This window comes from Acidovorax sp. LjRoot118, assembly GCF_964253575.1.
Classification (GTDB): Bacteria; Pseudomonadota; Gammaproteobacteria; order Burkholderiales; family Burkholderiaceae_C; genus Acidovorax.
Genome location: NZ_CAXURB020000001.1, coordinates 1464424 through 1481573, shown reverse-complemented (window position 1 = coordinate 1481573; position 17150 = coordinate 1464424). Strand labels below are relative to the sequence as shown.

Genomic DNA, 17150 nt, shown 5'->3' with positions numbered 1-17150 from the left:
TGGCCCAGATCAGCAGAGTGGAGCGCGACTGAAGCGGCCGCCCCAACCATTGAACCGACGGAGACATCTTTCACCATGATTCGCACCCTGATTTCCTTCAGCGCGCTGGCCCTTGCCCTGGGCGCCACCGCGCACGCGCAGGCGCCCGCCCCTGCCGCCGCCTACCCCAACAAACCCATCCGCCTGATCGTGCCCTTCCCGCCCGGTGGCGGCACCGACATCCTCTCGCGCCTGGTGGCCACCAAGCTCACCGAAAGCGCCAAGTGGACGGTGGTGGCCGACAACAAGGCCGGTGCCGGCGGCACCATCGGCATCGGCGAGGCCGTGAAGGCGGCGCCCACGGGCTATGACATCGTGATGGGCCAGAAGGACAACCTGGTCATCGGCCCCTGGCTCTACAAGAACCTGCCCTGGGACCCCACCAAGGACCTGACCGCCGTGGCCCACGTGGCCTACACGCCCGTGGTCATCGCCACCAGCGCCAACTCCAAGTACAAGACCCTGGCCGACGTGATCGCCGCCGCCAAGGCAGCGCCCGGCACCGTCACCTATGGCTCGCCCGGCAACGGCACCTCCATCCACCTGGCGGGCGACCTGTTCGAGAAGGCCGCGGGCGTGAAGCTCAGCCACATCCCCTACAAGGGATCGAACCCGGCCCTCATGGATGCAATGGCCGGCAACGTGGATTTGCTGATGTCCTCCGTGCCCTCGGCCATGGGCCAGCTCAAGTCGGGCAAGTTGCGTGCTCTGGCCGTGACCTCGGCCAAGCGCAGCTCGTCCCTGCCCGACGTGCCCACTGTGGCCGAATCGGGCTTCAAGGGCTTTGACGTGAGCACCTGGTACGGCGTGTTCGCACCAGCGGGCACGCCGGCCAGCGTGGTCACGGCCCTGAACGCCGAGATCAACAAGCTGCTGGCCACTGCCGACATGAAGGCCGCCATCCAGGCCCAGGGCGCCGAGCCCGAAGCCATGTCCGCCGCGCAGTTCGGTACCTTGATGAAAAACGATTACGCCAAATGGAAGGGCATAGTGGAAGCCTCCGGCGCCAAGATCGAGTAACGGGGTAGGAGCCGCTAAAAGCTCTCCTGGCGTCGTTGTTCCGTCTTGCCGTACTTTCAGTACTGTCTGCGACGAAACGCCTAGCCAGGACCGCTGCGCTGAGCTTGTAGCGACTCCCGAAGCTCTGTATCAAAGAAAAAATGGCTCCTTCTTGGAGCCATTTTTTTGTTCCAGCGCAGTGCCAGGGGCGCAGCACAAATTCAAAACCGGGATTCAGGTCCGCACGACCAGCACCGGCACATGCACCGCGCCCAGCACGCGCTGCGTGACGCTGCCCAGCACCAGTTTTTCAAGGCCGCGGCGGCCGTGCGAGCCCATGACGATGAGGTCGGCACCGGTGCTCAGCACGGCGCTCACGATCCCGTCGTGCACGGTGTGGCCCTCGCCCACGACCGTGGTCACCTGCACGCCAGCCGCCGTGAGGGCAGTGCGAGCGGCGTCCAGTGCCGTATTCGCCTCGGCTGTGGCAGCGCTCAGGTACTGGGCCTGGCCATAGGCGAAATCGGCACCGACGCCGGTGAACGGATACGGGTCCACCACGTACAGGGCGGTTACGGCGCTGCCAAAGGTCTTGGCCAGCTCTGCCGCCTTGGACACCGCCAGCGCGGCGATGTCGGAGCCATCGATGGGAACCAGAATGTGCTTGAACATGGTGTCTTCTCCTTGTGTTGAATGCACCTTCGGCGAGGCCCTGATACGGATTTGCCTTCAAGCGTCCAACTTCGTGGGTCCGCCTTGCCGTGCTACAGCACTGTCTGCGGCTTCCCGCCTAGTTATACGATTGAATGCAAATCCGTATGAACCACCAATCCCCCGGTCCCGGGTGCCGCCTGCGATGCGATGAAGGACAGTGTGAACCCACACCATACATCGCATCTTGATGCGCATCAAACGGCGAGCGGTCGATCCAGCGATTTCTGCAGCAAGACGACGTCTTGTCCTACGCCCGCGCCCCCAACGACAAGGATGGTGAACCCTATCCCACCACGTCTGCCCCCTGGAACGCGCCGCGCCGACAGGTGACCACCAGCGTGTCGCGGTAGCCACCGGGGGCCACGGGCTGGATGGGGGTGGATTCGTGGATCATGCGCGCATCGTCCAGCAGCAGCAGGGACCAGGGCTCGGTGAGCGTGAAGCGCTGGCCGCCCGGGCCGTTGGCCTCGAACACCCGGGTCTCGCCGCCCTTGATGCCCACGCGCCCCACCAGAAATACAGCCACCAGGTCCACGCCGTCGCGGTGCGCGCCTTCGGGCGTGGGCCGGCCGATGCCACCTTCGGTGTCGATGCGGAACTGGTGCGCCTCCACGAACCAGGGCTGTGGCGCCTTGCCCTGTGCGGCAAACACGGCGTCGGAGACGCGGGCCAGCGCAGCCAGCAGCTGCGACCAGACGGGCAGCGCCACCGTGGCCGGCTCCATGGGCGCAAACCAGCGTTCCATGCCGCCGTGCAGGGCGTTGTATTCCACCGGCTGCCAGTGCGCGCGGTGCGGCACCTGCTGCGCCTGCCCATCCTGCACCATGAAGCAGGCGTGGCGCCGGCGGCGGTAGCGCCCGCCATCCTTCAGGAAATCGTCGGGCGGCAAGGCCGCCCAGTCGGCATTGAGTGCCAGCAGGTCAGAGAGCGGGCAACCCATCCAGGCCGCCACATCGGCGGGCGACAGCACGGCAAAGCCGGCGCTGCGCAGTTGATTCGCAGTCTCGGAGGGCGCGGTAAAAGGAGGTGAGAAAGTGACTTGTGCCATGGCCGCCGAGCATAAGGCTTAACGCAAGGGGCTGCCGAGCCCAGGCCACGCGCCGCAGTGCCGTGCAGCCAAGGGGTGATGCAGGTCAAACGGCGCCAGCCCCGGCTGAAGGCCTGCCCTGACTCCCCAAGGCGCTTTCACGGCTGCAAGGCCACCTGCTCCGCGATGCGCAGCAAGGCACTGGCCGGCGCCGGCCGACCGAACAGGTAGCCCTGCCAGTGCAGGCAGCCCACGCTGGCCAGCATGTCGCGCTGCTCGGGGGTTTCCACCCCTTCGGCAATCACGCCCAGGTCCAGGCTGTGGGCCAGGTTGACGATGGTGCGGGCGATGGCGGCGTCGTTGGGGTCGGTGAGCAGGTCGCGCACAAAGCTCTGGTCGATCTTGAGCTGGTCCAGCGGCAGGCGCTTGAGGTAGCTGAGCGACGAATAGCCCGTGCCGAAGTCGTCGAGCGAAAAGCGCACGCCCAGGGCGCGCAACGTGGTCATGCGGCGGATGATGTCTTCCACATCATCGAGCAGCAGCGACTCGGTCAGCTCCAGCTTCAGGCGCACCGGGTTGGCGCCCGTGCTCTTGAGGACCTCCACCACATCTTCCACGAAGTGCGGGTGCCTGAACTGCAGCGCGCTCACGTTCACGGCCAGCGTCCAGTGGGCCGAGGCCGGGTTGCGCGCCCATTCCACCAACTGCAGGCAGGCTGCGCGCAGGATCCAGGCGCCCAGGGGCACGATGAGGCCGCAGGCCTCGGCCACGGGGATGAACTCGGCCGGCGACACCAGCCCGCGCTGCGGGTGCTCCCAGCGCAGCAGGGCCTCGGCCCCCACCAGGCCCTCCAACTGGCCGATCTGCGGCTGGTAGTGCAGCAGGAACTGGCCCTCGCGCAGCGCCTCGCGCAAGCCCGCCTCGAGCGCTGTGCGCGCCGCGACGGCGGCCTGGGTGCGGGGGTCGAAGAAGCGCAGGGTGTTGCGCCCCGCCCCCTTGGCCTGGTACATGGCCATGTCGCCGCGCTTGAGCAACTCGTCCACCGTGGTGTGCGGGTCGGCATACAAGGTCACGCCGATGCTGCACGAGCTGTGGTGCGCATGGCCGCCCAACTGGTAGCTTTGACCCAGCGCATGCAGCACCTTGCGGCCCACCATCTCGGCCTGCGAGGCCGCCTCGTGCGGCAGCGCGCTCAGGCCCTCCAGCAGCAGCACGAACTCGTCGCCACCCAGGCGCGCCACCGTGTCGCCGTTGCGCACGCAGCCACCCAGGCGCGCCGCCACCTGGCACAGCAGCTGGTCGCCGATCTCATGGCCCTGGGTGTCGTTCAGGTCCTTGAAGTTGTCCATGTCCACGAACAGCAGGGCGCCACCGGTGCCCGTGCGGGCGCTGGCCGCCAGGCTGTGCTGCAGCCGGTCGGCCATCAGCCGCCGGTTGGGCAGGCCGGTGAGCGGGTCGTAGAAGGCCAGCAGGCGGATCTCCTCCTCGGCCGCCTTGCGGCTGGAGATATCGGTCTGCGTGCCCACGTAGTGCGTGATGGCGCCATGCGCCGAACGCACCACGGTGACGGTGATCCAGGCCGGGTACACCTCGCCATCCTTGCGCCGGTTCCAGACCTCGCCCTGCCAGGAGCCCACCGACTGCAGCGTCTCCTGCATCGTCCGGTAAAAGGTCTGGTCGTGCCGGCCGGACTGCAGCAGCGCCGGGGTCTTGCCCACCAGTTCCTCCACCGGGTAGCCCGTGAGCCGCGCGTAGGAAGTGTTGGCCTGGATGATGCGCTGGTCGGGCCCGGTGACCACCATGCCCTCGAACGACTCGAACACGATGGCCGCGATCTGCAGCGATTCTTCCACCCCCCGGTGGTCGGTGATGTCGGTGGAAATGCCGCACAGTGCAAGGATGCGGCCGTCGCTGTCGCGCAGCGGCATCTTCATCGACAGGTAGGTGCGCACCGAACCATCGTGGAAGGTGTTGGTTTCCTCCACCTCGATGCGCTCGCCGCGCTCCAGCACCAGGCGGTCATTGGCCGTCAATTGGCGCACAGTCGCCTCGTCGAAGATTGCGCTGTCGTCCTGCCCGATCAGGCCGCCTGCGGCATCGGGAAGCAACGCCAGCATGTGCTGGTTGGCGTACTGGTAGCGGTGCTCGGCGTCCTTGATATAGATGAAGGCGCCCACGCTGTCGAGGATGGTGCGCAGCTTGTGCCCGCTGGTCCACGGGTGCCGGCTGCGCTCGCGCACACGGCGGCGGAGCAGGAAGACCACCAGCAGCCCCAGCGCAGCCGCCAGCAGCAATGCGCCAACGGCCCACAGCACCGGGCGCCCCACGGTGTTGGCGGATGGCCGGCTGACCCAGCGGCGCATCACCTGCCCATACGCTGCGTCGGACCCATCGCGCCACTGCGCGGCCCGCTTGTCGATGGCGGCCAGCAGGTCGGGGTTGCGGTCCTTGCCGCTGGCGATGTACAGCCCCCCTGGCTGCAGCACGATGCCTGAATCGACCAGACCGTGGCCCGGCGCACGGGCACTGCCGAACAGGTGGCTAGTGATGGCCGCCTCGGCGTTCTTGCTGCCTACGGCGCTGAAGGCCTGGTCGGGCGAGTCCACCTCCACCACCATGACCTGCAGCCCATAGCGGCGCATGAGGGCCATGAAATGGTCCTTCTGCACCGTGCCGCGCTGCACGGCCACGCGCTTGCCATCCAAATCAAGCACCGACTGGATCGGCGAGGACGACTGGCGGTACACCTCGGACCAGGTGTCCACGATGGGTTGCGCGGTGAAATCGAACTGCGCCTCGCGCGCCGGCGTGCGCGGCACGTCGGGCACCAGGTCCAGGCGGCCGTTGTGCAGGTCATCCAGGCATGCACGCAACTCGCACGGCACATAGCGCACGGACCAGCGTTCGCGCTCGGCCACCAGGTTGAGCAGGTCCACAAAGATGCCCGCAGGCCGGCCATGCTGGTTCATGAACACGGTGGGCTCGTTGGCATACACCCCCACCCGCACCTCGCGCGCAGGCGCAGCAGTGCTGGCGCTCACCGGCAGCAGGCACAAAAAGGCACCCACCAGCCAGCCCGCCCATCGGCAATGCCACCGGAAAATGCGTGAACTCACGATCGGGAATCCCCACAGTGGCCAAAAGCACCATGTTAACCAAAGGTTGCTTGTTTATCAAAACGTAACCAAAACAACGCGTGCCGCCGAAAGCCTGCCCGATATCTTTTTTTGCACAGGCCTGCAGACCTTGGGTTAGCATGCGTCAAACTCTTCGGAGACAGCCATGCCCCACGAACGCCGCCACTACGTCCGTGTCCAATTCGATGCCCCTGCGCTGCTCACCCTGGCAAGCAACGCCTTCAGTGTGCATGTGCAGGACCTGTCGCTCAAGGGAGCGCTGATTTCACTGCCTGCGCAGGCAGACGTGCGCGCCGGCATGCTGTGCCAGCTCACCATCCCGCTGCACGACACGGGCAACCACATCGGCATGTCCTGCGAGGTGGCGCACCTGGAGGGGCTGCACACCGGCCTGCTGTGCCGCTCCATCGACCTCGACAGCGTGACCCACCTGCGGCGCCTGATCGAGTTGCAACTGGGCGACCCGGCGCTGCTGGAGCGCGACCTGGCCGAGCTGACGCACACGGCGCATTGAGGGATCCTCAATGATTTTTCTTTTCTCACACCGTATTCAAGACCGGGCCTGCATCGCCTCAATCACCGCCGCATCGATGGCATCGGGCATCTCGGCCTGCCTTTGCTGTAGGTAGGCCAGCACGGACATCCCCTCCGGCCAGGGGTCATGCAGCTCCGGCCAGTTGCCCCACCCCCAGATCCGCCCGCGCGCCCATAGGTGGATGCCACGTCTGCAGGGCGCATGGGGGTCTGCACCGTTCTCCAGCAGTAGCGTTACCAGCGGCAGGCACAACGGCCGCAGCATGCTGCCGCGTACGCACAGCAGGCCTGCCACTGCCCCGAGCAGGCTCCCCACGTAGCAGGCCGAGGGCGGTGATTCACCCTCGTGCCGAGTCTCCAGGTCGTCCACCTGCAGCGACACCTCCATGGCCGCACTCACCCCACGATCCAGCACCCGGCGCAGCGTGTCGATCACAATCTGGCAGGCATTCGCATCCAGGCGCGAGGCGAGCTTGCCACTGGCATTGCTGGGCTCATACCAGTACACGGTCAGCAGCGGCTCCACTACTTCCTCCTGGAAGGCCTCGGGATTTTTCCAGTAGTCCACCCCAGCGCCAGCATCAAGCAGGTCATTCGCCAGGCGCAAATCCACCAGCGCTCCCGTGTAGTTGCGCATCACCATGCGCAGCGCAGGATATTCCCGCCAGAGCGGTGTTTCCAGATCCACCCCGGCCGCAGCCAACTGCGCCGGGGTCTGCGCATCCCGGTATCCCCTGCACATGCGGGTGAGCCGCTCCACGTCGCTCATCTGAGCAGGCGGAACCGAGCGCGCGCCACTGGTGGTCAGCACCTTGAGAACATCGGCCCGGTCTTCAAAGAACTCCACGCTGTGGAACAGCAGGCTGCCGGTTTCCTGCCCGGAGTGGTCGTCGACCAGCAGGGCATTCACGTCCACACCGGGTTGCGCCAATAGCCATTGGAGTAGTTTGGCATGCGTGCTCACCGGCCGCACCACGCGCTCCAGGCGCGACAGCCTGGGCAGATCCGCGCCAGATGCATGTAACAGGCCCGAGAGCATGGCTTCGCGCTGATTGCCGCCGCAGGCACCGATCAGATCGGCGACCTCGGCCGCCCAGGGCAGGCAGGCAGACCAGTCGACCTTGGCGTCGTGCAGGGCGCGCACCGATTTCACCAGGCCCGCGCGCAGGGCAAGCACCATGATGGGCACGCCATCGGCCGTGGCGTTGGGCGATGCACCGGCCTTGACCTCCTTGGCGAGTGCGCTGTCCTTGGCCTCCAGTACCAGCTCGTACAGGCGCTCGCCTTCGGACAGCACCGGCTTGGGAAACGCCTTGGCCGGGATGCGCTTGCCGGCGTGGTAGTACGTGGTGGACGATTCCCCGACCTGGCTGTTGAACACATGCACCCGAAGGTAGTCGGCGCCTGCGGCATGCCAGGCCAGTATCTGCGGTTTCTCGAGCGGATCGTGCGCCGATGTGTCGACCGTGCAGCGCAGCGTGGTGCCCAGCAGGGAGGCGCCCATGACCCAGGGATCGTCCCAATATTGGAAAAAACGGTCCAGCGGCTCGGGCAAGGCCGCGTCAGGGGCTTTAATGGCGGCCTGCAGCAGCGCAAGCAGCTGGGCCAGCGGAGCAGCGTCGGAGCCGATGCAGGTGAAGGCGTAGGTGTTGGCAGACATGGGATGGCAGGCGGGCGCGAAGGCCAGGCGGGCAATGCGCCAAGGCTATCAGGCCTTCATGCCCGCACGGAGGTCGACGGGCCCGACTGGACAAATTGGCAAGTGCCGTGGTCCGCCAGCCGCTTTGCCCTGCCCCCGGTCGCCCGCGCCACGTCAGGCCGCCTCCGCCTCCTGCAGATGCCGCCACATCACCTTGCCGCTGCCGCTCTTGGGCAAGGCATTCACGAACTGCACGATGCGCGGCACCTTGTACACCGCCATGTTCTCGCGGCACCAGTCGATGATCTGCTGCTCGGTCGTGTCCTGGTGCGAGGGGCGCAGCACCACCACGGCCTTGACGGTCTCGCCCCGGTAGGCGTCGCGTGCCGAGATGATGCAGGCCTCCTGGATGGCCGGGTGGCGGAACATCAGCGCCTCCACCTCGGCCGGCCAGACCTTGAAGCCGCTGGCATTGATCATGCGTTTGAGGCGGTCGGTGAGGAAGAAGTAGCCCTCCTCGTCCATGCGCCCCAGGTCGCCCGAGCGGAAGAAGCGCTTGCCCTCGAACTCGACGAAGGCGCTGGCCGTGGCGTCGGGCCGCTTCCAGTAGCCCTCGAACACCTCGGGGCCATGCATGATGATCTCGCCCTGCTCGCCCACGGCCACCTCCTGCAGCGTGTCGGGGTCTACCACGCGCGCATCGGTGCCCATGAAGGGGATGCCCAGGCACTGTTGCTTGGGGTGGTCGGGCGGGTTCGAATGCGATGGCGCGGCCGTCTCCGTCAGGCCATAGCCTTCGGTATAGCGCAGGCCATATTGCTCAAGCAGGCGCTGGGCCACGGCCTGCGGCATGGCCGCCCCGCCGCCGCCGATGTAGACCAGGCTGGAGAGGTCATAGCTGGCGAAGTTGGGGCTGTTGAGCAGGTCGATGACCATGGTCGGGATGTTGGTCCAGTTGGTCACCTTGTAGCGCGAGATCAGGCGCCCGGCCAGGTCCCGGTCCCAGCGGGGCATGACCACGATGGTGGCGGCGCAGTAGATGGAGGTGTGCAGCACGCTCACCATGCCGGTAATGTGGAACATGGGCACCACCGACAGGGTGACGTTGTCCGCCGAGCCAGAACCCCACAGCGCGCTGGCCACGGCGTTGTGCATGATGCTCTTGTGCAGGTGCATGCAGCCCTTGGGCAGGCCCGTGGTGCCGCTGGTGTAGGGCAGCAGCGCCAGGTCTGCGGGGCCCACCACCAGGGCAGGCGGCGCATCGCTGCAGGCCAGCACCTCGGCAAAGGCATGCACCGTGCCACCGTCGAGCGCAGGCAGCGCATGCTGCGTGCACAGCCACTCCTTCCATGCGTCGGGCGGGGCGTCGGCCCCCTGCACGTCGGCATCGAAGGCATCGGTGAAGTGCGTCACCACCAGGTGCGCCAGGCGCTCATTCGGTGCCAGGGCGTTGCTGGCCTTGGCCAGCTCGGGCGCCAGGTCGGCCGTGGTAAATGCCACCCTGGTATCGGGGTCGGTGATGTAGTGCTTGAGCTCCTCGGCCCGGTTCATGGGATTGACCGGCACCACCACGGCATTGGCGCGCAGGATGGCGAAATGCGCCATTACCAGCTGCGGGCAGTTCTGCATGCACAACACCACGCGGTCGCCGCGCTGCACACCCAGTTGCGCCAGGCGCGCGGCCAGCCGCTCGGCGCCCTCCACCAGGGCCCGGTAGCTCAACTGGCGGCCAAAGAACACCAGCGCCGTCTTGTCGGGGTAGCGCTGCGCGCTGATGGCCAGGTTGTCCCACAGCGAGGTGGCGGGCAAGGTGATTGAATGGGGCAGCCGGCGGGGCCAGAAAGCGTAGTGGGGGCGTGTGGACATGGATGGAATGGGGAGAATGGTTTCTTTCCTTCAACTCCAGAGCCTAGGGGTCCGCCTTGTCCATGGCATTGGGGATGCCACTTAGGCGGGGTCGCGCAGGTGACGGCGCCGTCGACCGTTTCGCTTGCCGAAGTCACTCCATGCGCTGACGTGGCGGCAGCAGGGGAATGCCAACCGAGCGTGGCCGGCATTCCTTCAATGGCCTGAACAGATATCGTGACATTGTGTTTTTCGTCACAGCACAGCGGGCGCCCAAGTGATAAATTCTGTTTCGTACGTTGCAAATGCACCGGATATACCCTTTGCACTTGCAACTGCGGCCCGAGGGCAACTGCGCCGGGCCGGGGGCGCCATTTCGGCGAGGCATTGTCCAAGGGCACAGGGCAGCCAGTTGCCACCATCCAACCGCCGAGACATTCGACACCACCATGGCTACCGTTTCCGACCTCCAGAACATCCGCTTCTCGGGCAACTACAAGGCCGATTCCCTGCTGGAAAACCCAGCCCCCTGGAACTTCCTTCCCGATGGCCGCAAGGTGCTGTACTACACCTTCGACGTGAGCACGGGCAGCGTGGCCGATCGGGATTCGAGCACCACCCTGACTTCATTCAACGCCTCGCAGATGCAGGCGACGCGCCAGATCATGGCCTATGCCAGCCAGGTCACGGGCATCACGTTCACCGAAGTGGGCAGTTCGTCCCAGGCAGACCTCCACTTCGCCGGCACCAACCTGCAGGGCCGCACGACGGCGGGGCTGAACTCCTCGTTCTACAACTACAGCTTCACGGGGCCAGAACAGACGCTGACGTCGCTCAACGCCGAATCGGTGGTCTACCTGGACAACGTGGAGTTCGCGAGCATCAACAACACCCCCACGGCCGGCGGACTGGGCTACGAAGTGCTGCTGCACGAGGTGGGCCACGCCCTGGGCCTGGCGCATCCCTTCGACTCCCCGCGCCCGCTGCCCACGGCCGAGGACAACACCAATAACACGGTGATGTCCTATACCGAGGCGGGCCCGTACAAGACCACCTTCCAGGCCTATGACCTGCTGGCGCTGGACTGGATCTACGGCCGTGACGGCCTGGGCGGCACCTACGGGTTCAACTCGACCAGCGGCCCGACGCTGACCTTCACCACGACGCCGACCACGCCCACGACACCCACCACCCCAACGACACCGACCACACCCACGACGCCAACGGGTACGGCCGGTGCAGACACGTTCACCAGCACCAATGCCAATGAGACGTTCAACGGCCTGGGCGGCCTGGACACCCTGGTCGCCCGGGGCAACCGTGGCGACTACTCGCTGCAACCCAAGAACGGCGGCGGCTGGACGCTGGGCGACGGGGTCCCCAGCCGCGACGGGGTGGACACTTTGCTGCAGATCGAGCGGGTCAAGTTCACGGATGGTTTCGTGGCGCTGGACCTGGACGGCGCTGCGGGCACGGCCGCACGCATGGTCGGTGCGCTGGTCGGCCCTGCCGGCCTGAACAACCGCAGCGTGGTGGGCATCGTGCTCAAGGCGGTGGACGCCGGCTCGACCCCCTTGCAGGTCGCGCAATTTGGCATCAATGCGCTGCTGGGCGCCTCAGCCACGCCGGAACAGGTGGTGAGCCTGCTGTACGCCAATCTGGTGGGCGTCGCGGCCGATGCGAATACGGTCCAGTCGCTGGCGGCCGTCATCAAGTCGGGCGCTTACACCAATGCATCGTTCGCGGTGGCTGCGGCCAACCTGGACCTGAATGCCGCGCACATCAACCTGGTCGGGCTCAGCAGCCAGGGGTTGGAATACATCTGAAGCACCTCGGCCCGGCCCGGTTCAGGCAGAACCGGGCCGTGACCGACGGGCCATCCCGTCATTGGCACTGCGCCAGGCGCGACAGCGAGGACAGATAGTCCAGGCGCTGGAGCGGGGGTTTGGCCTGGGCCTGGCAGGTATAGACGCTGGGCTGGTCAGACGTGGGCACGGCGGTGTCGGCACCGACGCAGATCGCCCCCTGGGCATAGCAGCGCGCATGGAAAGCCGAGGCGGTAGACGTCGTGGTTACACGCGAACCTTTCGGCGCACCCCACCCCGACGGGATGGGGTGTTGCAGGCGGCCCGCAGGCTGCGTTGACCGGGTGCCGGGCGGGTTCTAGATTGGCGGCCTTCCGTTTTTGTTTTCAATCGCCATGCCGACCCCTTTCCGATCCGACCGCCACGCCCTTGCGCGCCTGCACCGCATGGCCAGCCTGGAGGCGGGTGGTGTGCAGCTTATCGAGCCCCTGCTGCAGGAGTTGCGCCGGGTGGTGGGCTTTGACTTCGGCTGCATGCTGTACCCCGGCGCCGATGGCGAACTGATGAACTATGCGCAGGAGCCCATGCAGTCGGTGGCGCGGGACTACTTCGATGCACGCATCCTGCGCAGCGAGCGCCAGGTGCTGGTGCGCAGCCCACGCGATTTCGGCGAGGTGGTGCGCCACGAGCATGGCCCCAGGCTGATGCGCGAGCAGATGGCGGTGTCTCTCACAGAGCTGCTGCGCAGCGACTATTACGACGCGGTGATGCGGCCCACCGGCGCCAAGGACTACATGAGCCTGGTGTTGCGCACCGCGCAGGGTGTGGGCCTGGCTGTGATCCACCTTTTCCGCGATGCCTCGGCCCCGGACTTCACGCCGCAGGACGCGGCCCTGCTGGCCCGGCTGGAGGCCCATCTGGCGCGTGCGCTGCAGCAGGGCGAGCGCGATGCACAGGGCAGCGAGGTGCACAGCCAGGGGGTGCTGGTCGCCACCCCCCAGGGACGGCTGATGTGGATCTCGCCCGAGGCCGAGGCGCTGATGCCCCTGGCCTTCGGCTGGGGCTGGCGCCGAGGCGCCCAGCTGCCTCCTGCGCTGCAGGAACTGCTGCGGCGGCTCAACGCACAGCAGCCCGGCGAGATGGCCCTGCCCGCGATGGAACTGTTCACGGCGCAGGGCTGGTTCTCGCTGCGCGCCACACACCTGACCCCAGCGCCCCAGGAGCGGCAGGGCCGCCAGGCGGTGGCCCTGCACATCACGCGGCGCGTGGCGCGCGGGGTGCGGCTGCTGTCGGCCCTGCAGACGCTGGGGCTGCCGCAGCGCCAGCACGAGCTGGCCTGGTGGCTGGCGCGCGGCCTGCCCGAATCACAGATCGCCCAGCGCATGGGTATCAGCCTCAATACCGCCGTGTACCACCGCCGCCAGCTCTACAACCGGCTGGGTGTGATGGGGCGAGACGAGCTTCTGGCGCAGATTGGCGGGAAAACGTGAATTCATTCACGAATGCGTGCCAAATCGCTCCGCCCACAAAAAAAACCCCCCGGTGCCAGGCAGCAACAGGGGCTTTTGTATTGCAGGCAGTGCGCAGGACCCCCCCTGGGCCGGCATCCGCTTGATGGCCGGGGCGTTCCTCGTGGGTTGCGCAGGCTAGCGGCCTGTGGCCCTGCGCACCCCACCCCCGGCAGATAGGGTGTTGCAGGGCGGTGTACCGGGGTATTGACCCAACGCGGCACGGCTCCTAGATTCGGGTTCTCATCCCCACCACCGCTCCACCGGATCGCACAACATGCCCTCGCCCAGTTCCACCGGGCAAGCCATTGCACGCTTGCAGCACATGACCCGCATGGAGGTGAGCGGGCCATCCATGATCGGGCCGCTGCTGCAGGCGCTGCACGGGGTGATCGGCTTTGACTCCAGCGCGTACATGCACCCCGCAGACACGGGCGACCTGGCGGTGCACATGGAAGTGCCGACCGTCCAGGCAGTGGTGGCCGACTACTTTGATCCGCGCATCCTGCGCAGCGAGCGCCAGGTACTGGTGCGCAGTTCGCGCGACTTTGACGAGGCAGTGCGGTACGAGCAAGGGCCCCAGTTGCTCGGGCAATTGGTGCGGGTGCCCATGCCCGAGTTGGAGCGCAGCGATTTCTACAACGTGGTGATGCGGCCCATGGGGGCCACAGACTGCATGAGCCTGGTGCTGCGCACACTGCGAGGGCAAGGAATAGGTGCGCTCAAGTTCTACCGCGAAGCGGGGTCGCCAGCTTTCGGGCCCGATGAGGTTGCGGCGCTCTCACGGCTGGAGCCCTGCCTGGCGCACATCCTGCAGGATGATGCCCAAGCCAGTGCCAACGACAGCGAGGCGCACAGCCAGGGCATGCTCATCACCACACCCCAGGGGCGGTTGCTGTGGCTGTCGCCCGAGGCCGAGGCCCTGCTGCCCCTGGCCTTCGGCTGGCGCTGGCGGCGTGGTGCGGGGCTGCCCCAGGAATTGCAGGAACTGCTGCAACACATGCGCGCACAGCAACCCATAGGGCTGCCCACCAGGGAGGTGCGCACCGTGCATGGCGATTTTTCGGTGCGCGCCACTCCCATGAAGGCGGCCACCGGCATGGGCCAGGCCGTCGGGATTCACATCATGCAGCGGGTCCCGCGCGAGGCGCGCCTGCAAGCGTTTCTGCAGACCCAGAGTCTTTCGCAGCGCCAGCAGGAACTCGCGTACTGGCTCGCGCTCGACCTGCCGGAGTCGCAGATCGCTGTGCGCATGCACATCAGCGCCAACACCGTGGTCTACCACCGCCGCCAGCTCTACAACAGCCTGGGCCTGCAGGACCGGGGAGAATTGATGAGATGGCTGTCAGCGCAAGGCAGTGGCTGGCCCACGGAGTCAGCCCCGGCAGCGCTGTAGCAGGGCAACGCAGGCCAGCAAGCCTGCGGGTAGGGGCTGGGCTGAATTCCCAATGTGGGAACAAAAAGCAAAAAGCGCTACAGCCTTGAGAGCTGTAGCGCCTTGCGTATCATGGTGGGACGTGCGGGGGTCGAACCCACGACAAACGGATTAAAAGTCCGCTGCTCTACCAACTGAGCTAACGTCCCATCATTGCAACTGCCGCATGCCCATCGCTGAACCTTGGCTGCTGCAAAGCCTAAGATTATAGCTTGATTTTTAGGGGTTTCAGCGGACCTTGGGCCAGACGGTCGATCACCCAGCCCGCCGCGCATTGGCCGAAGGTCGCCGTCACAGCCACCACCGAGCCGTAGCCGTGGCAGTTGAGCGAGCCGTCGCCGCCCTCGATGGCGCACGAGGCGTCGGGCTGCGCCACGGCTTCGCGGCTGAAGACGCAGGCAATGCCGATCTTGCGGCCCTCGCGCGGGGCGCCATGGTGCTTGCGCAACTGGTAGCGCAATTGGGCAAGCAGCGGGTCGTGCGTGGTGGCCGACAGGTCGTCGATGTCCACCTTGTGCGCTTGGCGCTTGCCGCCGGCCGCGCCCACGCTGATGAACGCCTGGCCCGTGGCGCGGGCCCACACGGCCATGGCGGTCTTGGCCTTGATCTGGTCGCAGGCGTCGATCACCGCATCTACCGGGTCGCTGCCCAGCAACTGGGGCCAGTTGCCAGGCTCCACGAACTCGTCAATGCAGCGCACGTCGCATTCGGGGTTGATCAGCGCGATGCGGTCGCGCATGGCCTCGATCTTGGCCTGCCCCACCGTGGTGGACAGGGCATGGATCTGGCGGTTGATGTTGGACTCGGAGACATGGTCCAGGTCCACCAGCGTGAGGCGCGAGACCCCGCTGCGGGCCAGCGCCTCGGCAGACCAGGAGCCCACGCCGCCGATGCCAACAACCACCACGTGCGAGGCGCGGATGCGTCTGGCACCCTCCACGCCATACAGGCGCTCAAGGCCGCCAAAACGCCGCTGCGTAACCTCGTCGGTCGCATCATCGGCAAAGGGAACCATGGGCACGGGAGCGGTTTCGCTCCCGACCAACAGTTCCTTTACCTCGGGCGTTGTGTCCGCAGTGCTCACTTCATCCGCGCCAGGCGTTCCTTGGCAGCCATGGCAGCTTCGGACTGGGGATAGGCCCGGGCCAGGTCTTCCAGCGTCTTGCGCGCGGCCTTGGCGTCCTTCAATTCCACCTGGCAGTTGGCGATCGACAGGGCAGCCTCAGGCGCACGCGCATGCGTGGGCGCCTCGGCCAGCAGGGCCTTGAAGTTGTTGATGGCTTCCTTGTAGTCGCGCGCCGCGTACTGGCCATTGCCCAGCCAGAAGCGGGCCGACGGCACATAGCCGCTGCGCGGGTACTGGCGGATCAGGTTGCCGAAGGCCTGGTTGGCCTCGGGGAACTTGCCCGCGCGGAAGATGGCCAGCGCAGCTTCGAAGTCCTTCTTCTCGGCGGCATCGGCCTGGAACTCCAGACCATCCACCGTGACCTTGATCGGCTCGAACTGGCGCAGGCGCTCATCCACCCCTTGGGCGATGTCCTTCTGGCGGCGCTGCAGCTCGGACACTTCACGCGTCAACTGCTCGTTCTGGCCCTGCAGGCGGGCGTTCTCGCTGCGCAGGGTCTCGATCTGGGTCTGCAGCTCCAGCAGCCCTCGGCGCAACTGGGCGGTGTCCTCGTTGGCACGGCGCAGTTCGTCGGCCGTGCGCTGCTGGGCTTGCTGCATGGCGTCCACGCGCTGGCGCACTTCGAGTATGGCGCGGCGCGCCTCGCCGTCCTCGAAGATGGCTGCGTGCGCACCTGGCAGCGCCACACAGGCCAGCGCCAAGCCTGCGGCCAGGGACCGCAGGGGTTGTGAAAGGCTGAACCCGGGCATCAACGGTACGACAGCTCGGCGCGGCGGTTCTGCGCGTGCGCGTCTTCGCTATTGCCAGGGGCGGCAGGTTTTTCCTTGCCGAAGCTCACGGCTTCGACCTGGGAATCGGGCACACCCAGCAGGGCTAGCGAACGGCGCACGGCTTCGGCACGCTTTTGGCCCAGGGCCAGGTTGTACTCGCGGCCACCGCGGTCATCGGTGTGGCCTTCGATCATGACCTTGCGGCCATTGTTTTGCTTGATGAAGCGCGAATGGGCTTCGAGCAGCGACTGGAACTCGGACTTGATGACGTAGCTGTCGTAGTCGAAGTAGACGATGCGTGCCACGCCCACGGGGCCTTGCGCATTGGCGCCAGAGCCGGTCAGGTCCAGGGGGGCGACGGTGCTCTGGCCGGTGTTGCCCGTGTTGGCACCGCCTGGGTTGGTACCCATGGTCGAGCTTGCGCCCTTGTCTTCCACCGGCACATCGTCGAGCTTGACGCCAGAGCTGCAGCCGGCCACGAGGGCGGTGACGGTAAGGGCAAGGGTAAAACGCTTGAGTTTGCTGCTGATCATCCAAAATTCTCCTGGAAACTAGATTGTGAAAAGTGCTGA

Annotated in this window: 13 protein-coding genes and 1 tRNA gene; 5 read left to right on the top strand and 9 right to left on the bottom strand. The window is 66.4% G+C overall.

Features of this window, described 5'->3' with window-relative positions; all coding sequences use genetic code 11:
* Positions 1-75 precede the first annotated feature (75 nt).
* Complete coding sequence (locus tag ACSQ9E_RS06910; protein WP_057269805.1) at positions 76-1059, top strand: tripartite tricarboxylate transporter substrate binding protein; 984 nt, start codon at positions 76-78, stop codon at positions 1057-1059.
* A 213-nt stretch (positions 1060-1272) separates the two neighbouring features.
* On the opposite strand, the gene ACSQ9E_RS06905 is transcribed toward ACSQ9E_RS06910, so the two are convergent.
* The 3 genes from ACSQ9E_RS06905 to ACSQ9E_RS06895 all read right to left on the bottom strand — a co-directional run bounded on the left by ACSQ9E_RS06905 (position 1273) and on the right by ACSQ9E_RS06895 (position 5895).
* The gene (locus tag ACSQ9E_RS06905; protein WP_179681102.1) at positions 1273-1710 is read right to left on the bottom strand and encodes a universal stress protein; all 438 of its coding nucleotides are present in this window, start codon (positions 1708-1710) and stop codon (positions 1273-1275) included.
* A gap of 325 nt (positions 1711-2035) precedes the next feature.
* The gene (locus ACSQ9E_RS06900) at positions 2036-2800 is read right to left on the bottom strand and encodes a 2OG-Fe dioxygenase family protein (RefSeq protein ID WP_436217264.1); all 765 of its coding nucleotides are present in this window, start codon (positions 2798-2800) and stop codon (positions 2036-2038) included.
* A 137-nt stretch (positions 2801-2937) separates the two neighbouring features.
* Complete coding sequence (locus ACSQ9E_RS06895) at positions 2938-5895, bottom strand: EAL domain-containing protein (RefSeq protein WP_436217263.1); 2958 nt, start codon at positions 5893-5895, stop codon at positions 2938-2940.
* Positions 5896-6061: 166 nt separating this feature from the next.
* Between ACSQ9E_RS06895 and ACSQ9E_RS06890 the strand changes: the two genes are divergently transcribed.
* Entirely contained in the window at positions 6062-6430 is a 369-nt protein-coding gene (locus ACSQ9E_RS06890; RefSeq protein ID WP_057206061.1) for a PilZ domain-containing protein, read from the top strand.
* A gap of 36 nt (positions 6431-6466) precedes the next feature.
* On the opposite strand, the gene ACSQ9E_RS06885 is transcribed toward ACSQ9E_RS06890, so the two are convergent.
* Positions 6467-8110 carry a hypothetical protein gene (locus ACSQ9E_RS06885; protein ID WP_436217262.1) on the bottom strand — a complete coding sequence of 548 codons (1644 nt, stop codon included), beginning with the start codon at positions 8108-8110 and terminating at the stop codon, positions 6467-6469.
* 153 nt (positions 8111-8263) lie between these two features.
* Entirely contained in the window at positions 8264-9955 is a 1692-nt protein-coding gene (locus ACSQ9E_RS06880) for a long-chain fatty acid--CoA ligase (protein WP_436217261.1), read from the bottom strand.
* Between the two features lie 428 nt (positions 9956-10383).
* Here ACSQ9E_RS06880 and ACSQ9E_RS06875 point away from each other — a divergent pair, with 428 nt between their 5' ends.
* The 3 genes from ACSQ9E_RS06875 to ACSQ9E_RS06865 all read left to right on the top strand — a co-directional run bounded on the left by ACSQ9E_RS06875 (position 10384) and on the right by ACSQ9E_RS06865 (position 14643).
* On the top strand, positions 10384-11760 hold the full coding sequence (locus ACSQ9E_RS06875; RefSeq protein ID WP_436217260.1) for a matrixin family metalloprotease: 1377 nt from the start codon (positions 10384-10386) through the stop codon (positions 11758-11760).
* A gap of 374 nt (positions 11761-12134) precedes the next feature.
* Positions 12135-13229, top strand: coding sequence for a helix-turn-helix transcriptional regulator (locus ACSQ9E_RS06870; protein WP_436217259.1), 1095 nt, complete (start codon positions 12135-12137; stop codon positions 13227-13229).
* 295 nt (positions 13230-13524) lie between these two features.
* The gene (locus ACSQ9E_RS06865) at positions 13525-14643 is read left to right on the top strand and encodes a helix-turn-helix transcriptional regulator (protein WP_436217258.1); all 1119 of its coding nucleotides are present in this window, start codon (positions 13525-13527) and stop codon (positions 14641-14643) included.
* Positions 14644-14755: 112 nt separating this feature from the next.
* Here ACSQ9E_RS06865 and ACSQ9E_RS06860 read toward each other — a convergent pair.
* The 4 genes from ACSQ9E_RS06860 to pal all read right to left on the bottom strand — a co-directional run bounded on the left by ACSQ9E_RS06860 (position 14756) and on the right by pal (position 17111).
* Positions 14756-14831: transfer RNA gene (locus tag ACSQ9E_RS06860), tRNA-Lys, on the bottom strand.
* A gap of 56 nt (positions 14832-14887) precedes the next feature.
* Entirely contained in the window at positions 14888-15697 is an 810-nt protein-coding gene (locus tag ACSQ9E_RS06855; RefSeq protein WP_436217257.1) for a tRNA threonylcarbamoyladenosine dehydratase, read from the bottom strand.
* Between the two features lie 65 nt (positions 15698-15762).
* The gene (gene ybgF, locus ACSQ9E_RS06850) at positions 15763-16557 is read right to left on the bottom strand and encodes a tol-pal system protein YbgF (RefSeq protein WP_436217256.1); all 795 of its coding nucleotides are present in this window, start codon (positions 16555-16557) and stop codon (positions 15763-15765) included.
* Complete coding sequence (pal, locus tag ACSQ9E_RS06845; protein WP_179681111.1) at positions 16557-17111, bottom strand: peptidoglycan-associated lipoprotein Pal; 555 nt, start codon at positions 17109-17111, stop codon at positions 16557-16559. The genes ybgF and pal overlap by 1 nt, the downstream gene beginning before the upstream one ends.
* Positions 17112-17150: the final 39 nt, after the last annotated feature.

What these genes read in the sequence shown, in the direction of transcription:
- ACSQ9E_RS06910 (WP_057269805.1), top strand. Translation starts at nt 76, where the DNA reads ATGATTCGCACCCTGATTTCCTTCAGCGCGCTGGCCCTTGCCCTGGGC.
- ACSQ9E_RS06905 (WP_179681102.1), bottom strand. Translation starts at nt 1,710, where the DNA reads ATGTTCAAGCACATTCTGGTTCCCATCGATGGCTCCGACATCGCCGCG.
- ACSQ9E_RS06900 (WP_436217264.1), bottom strand. Translation starts at nt 2,800, where the DNA reads ATGGCACAAGTCACTTTCTCACCTCCTTTTACCGCGCCCTCCGAGACT.
- ACSQ9E_RS06890 (WP_057206061.1), top strand. Translation starts at nt 6,062, where the DNA reads ATGCCCCACGAACGCCGCCACTACGTCCGTGTCCAATTCGATGCCCCT.
- ACSQ9E_RS06885 (WP_436217262.1), bottom strand. Translation starts at nt 8,110, where the DNA reads ATGTCTGCCAACACCTACGCCTTCACCTGCATCGGCTCCGACGCTGCT.
- ACSQ9E_RS06880 (WP_436217261.1), bottom strand. Translation starts at nt 9,955, where the DNA reads ATGTCCACACGCCCCCACTACGCTTTCTGGCCCCGCCGGCTGCCCCAT.
- ACSQ9E_RS06875 (WP_436217260.1), top strand. Translation starts at nt 10,384, where the DNA reads ATGGCTACCGTTTCCGACCTCCAGAACATCCGCTTCTCGGGCAACTAC.
- ACSQ9E_RS06870 (WP_436217259.1), top strand. Translation starts at nt 12,135, where the DNA reads ATGCCGACCCCTTTCCGATCCGACCGCCACGCCCTTGCGCGCCTGCAC.
- ACSQ9E_RS06865 (WP_436217258.1), top strand. Translation starts at nt 13,525, where the DNA reads ATGCCCTCGCCCAGTTCCACCGGGCAAGCCATTGCACGCTTGCAGCAC.
- ACSQ9E_RS06855 (WP_436217257.1), bottom strand. Translation starts at nt 15,697, where the DNA reads ATGGTTCCCTTTGCCGATGATGCGACCGACGAGGTTACGCAGCGGCGT.
- ybgF (WP_436217256.1), bottom strand. Translation starts at nt 16,557, where the DNA reads ATGCCCGGGTTCAGCCTTTCACAACCCCTGCGGTCCCTGGCCGCAGGC.
- pal (WP_179681111.1), bottom strand. Translation starts at nt 17,111, where the DNA reads ATGATCAGCAGCAAACTCAAGCGTTTTACCCTTGCCCTTACCGTCACC.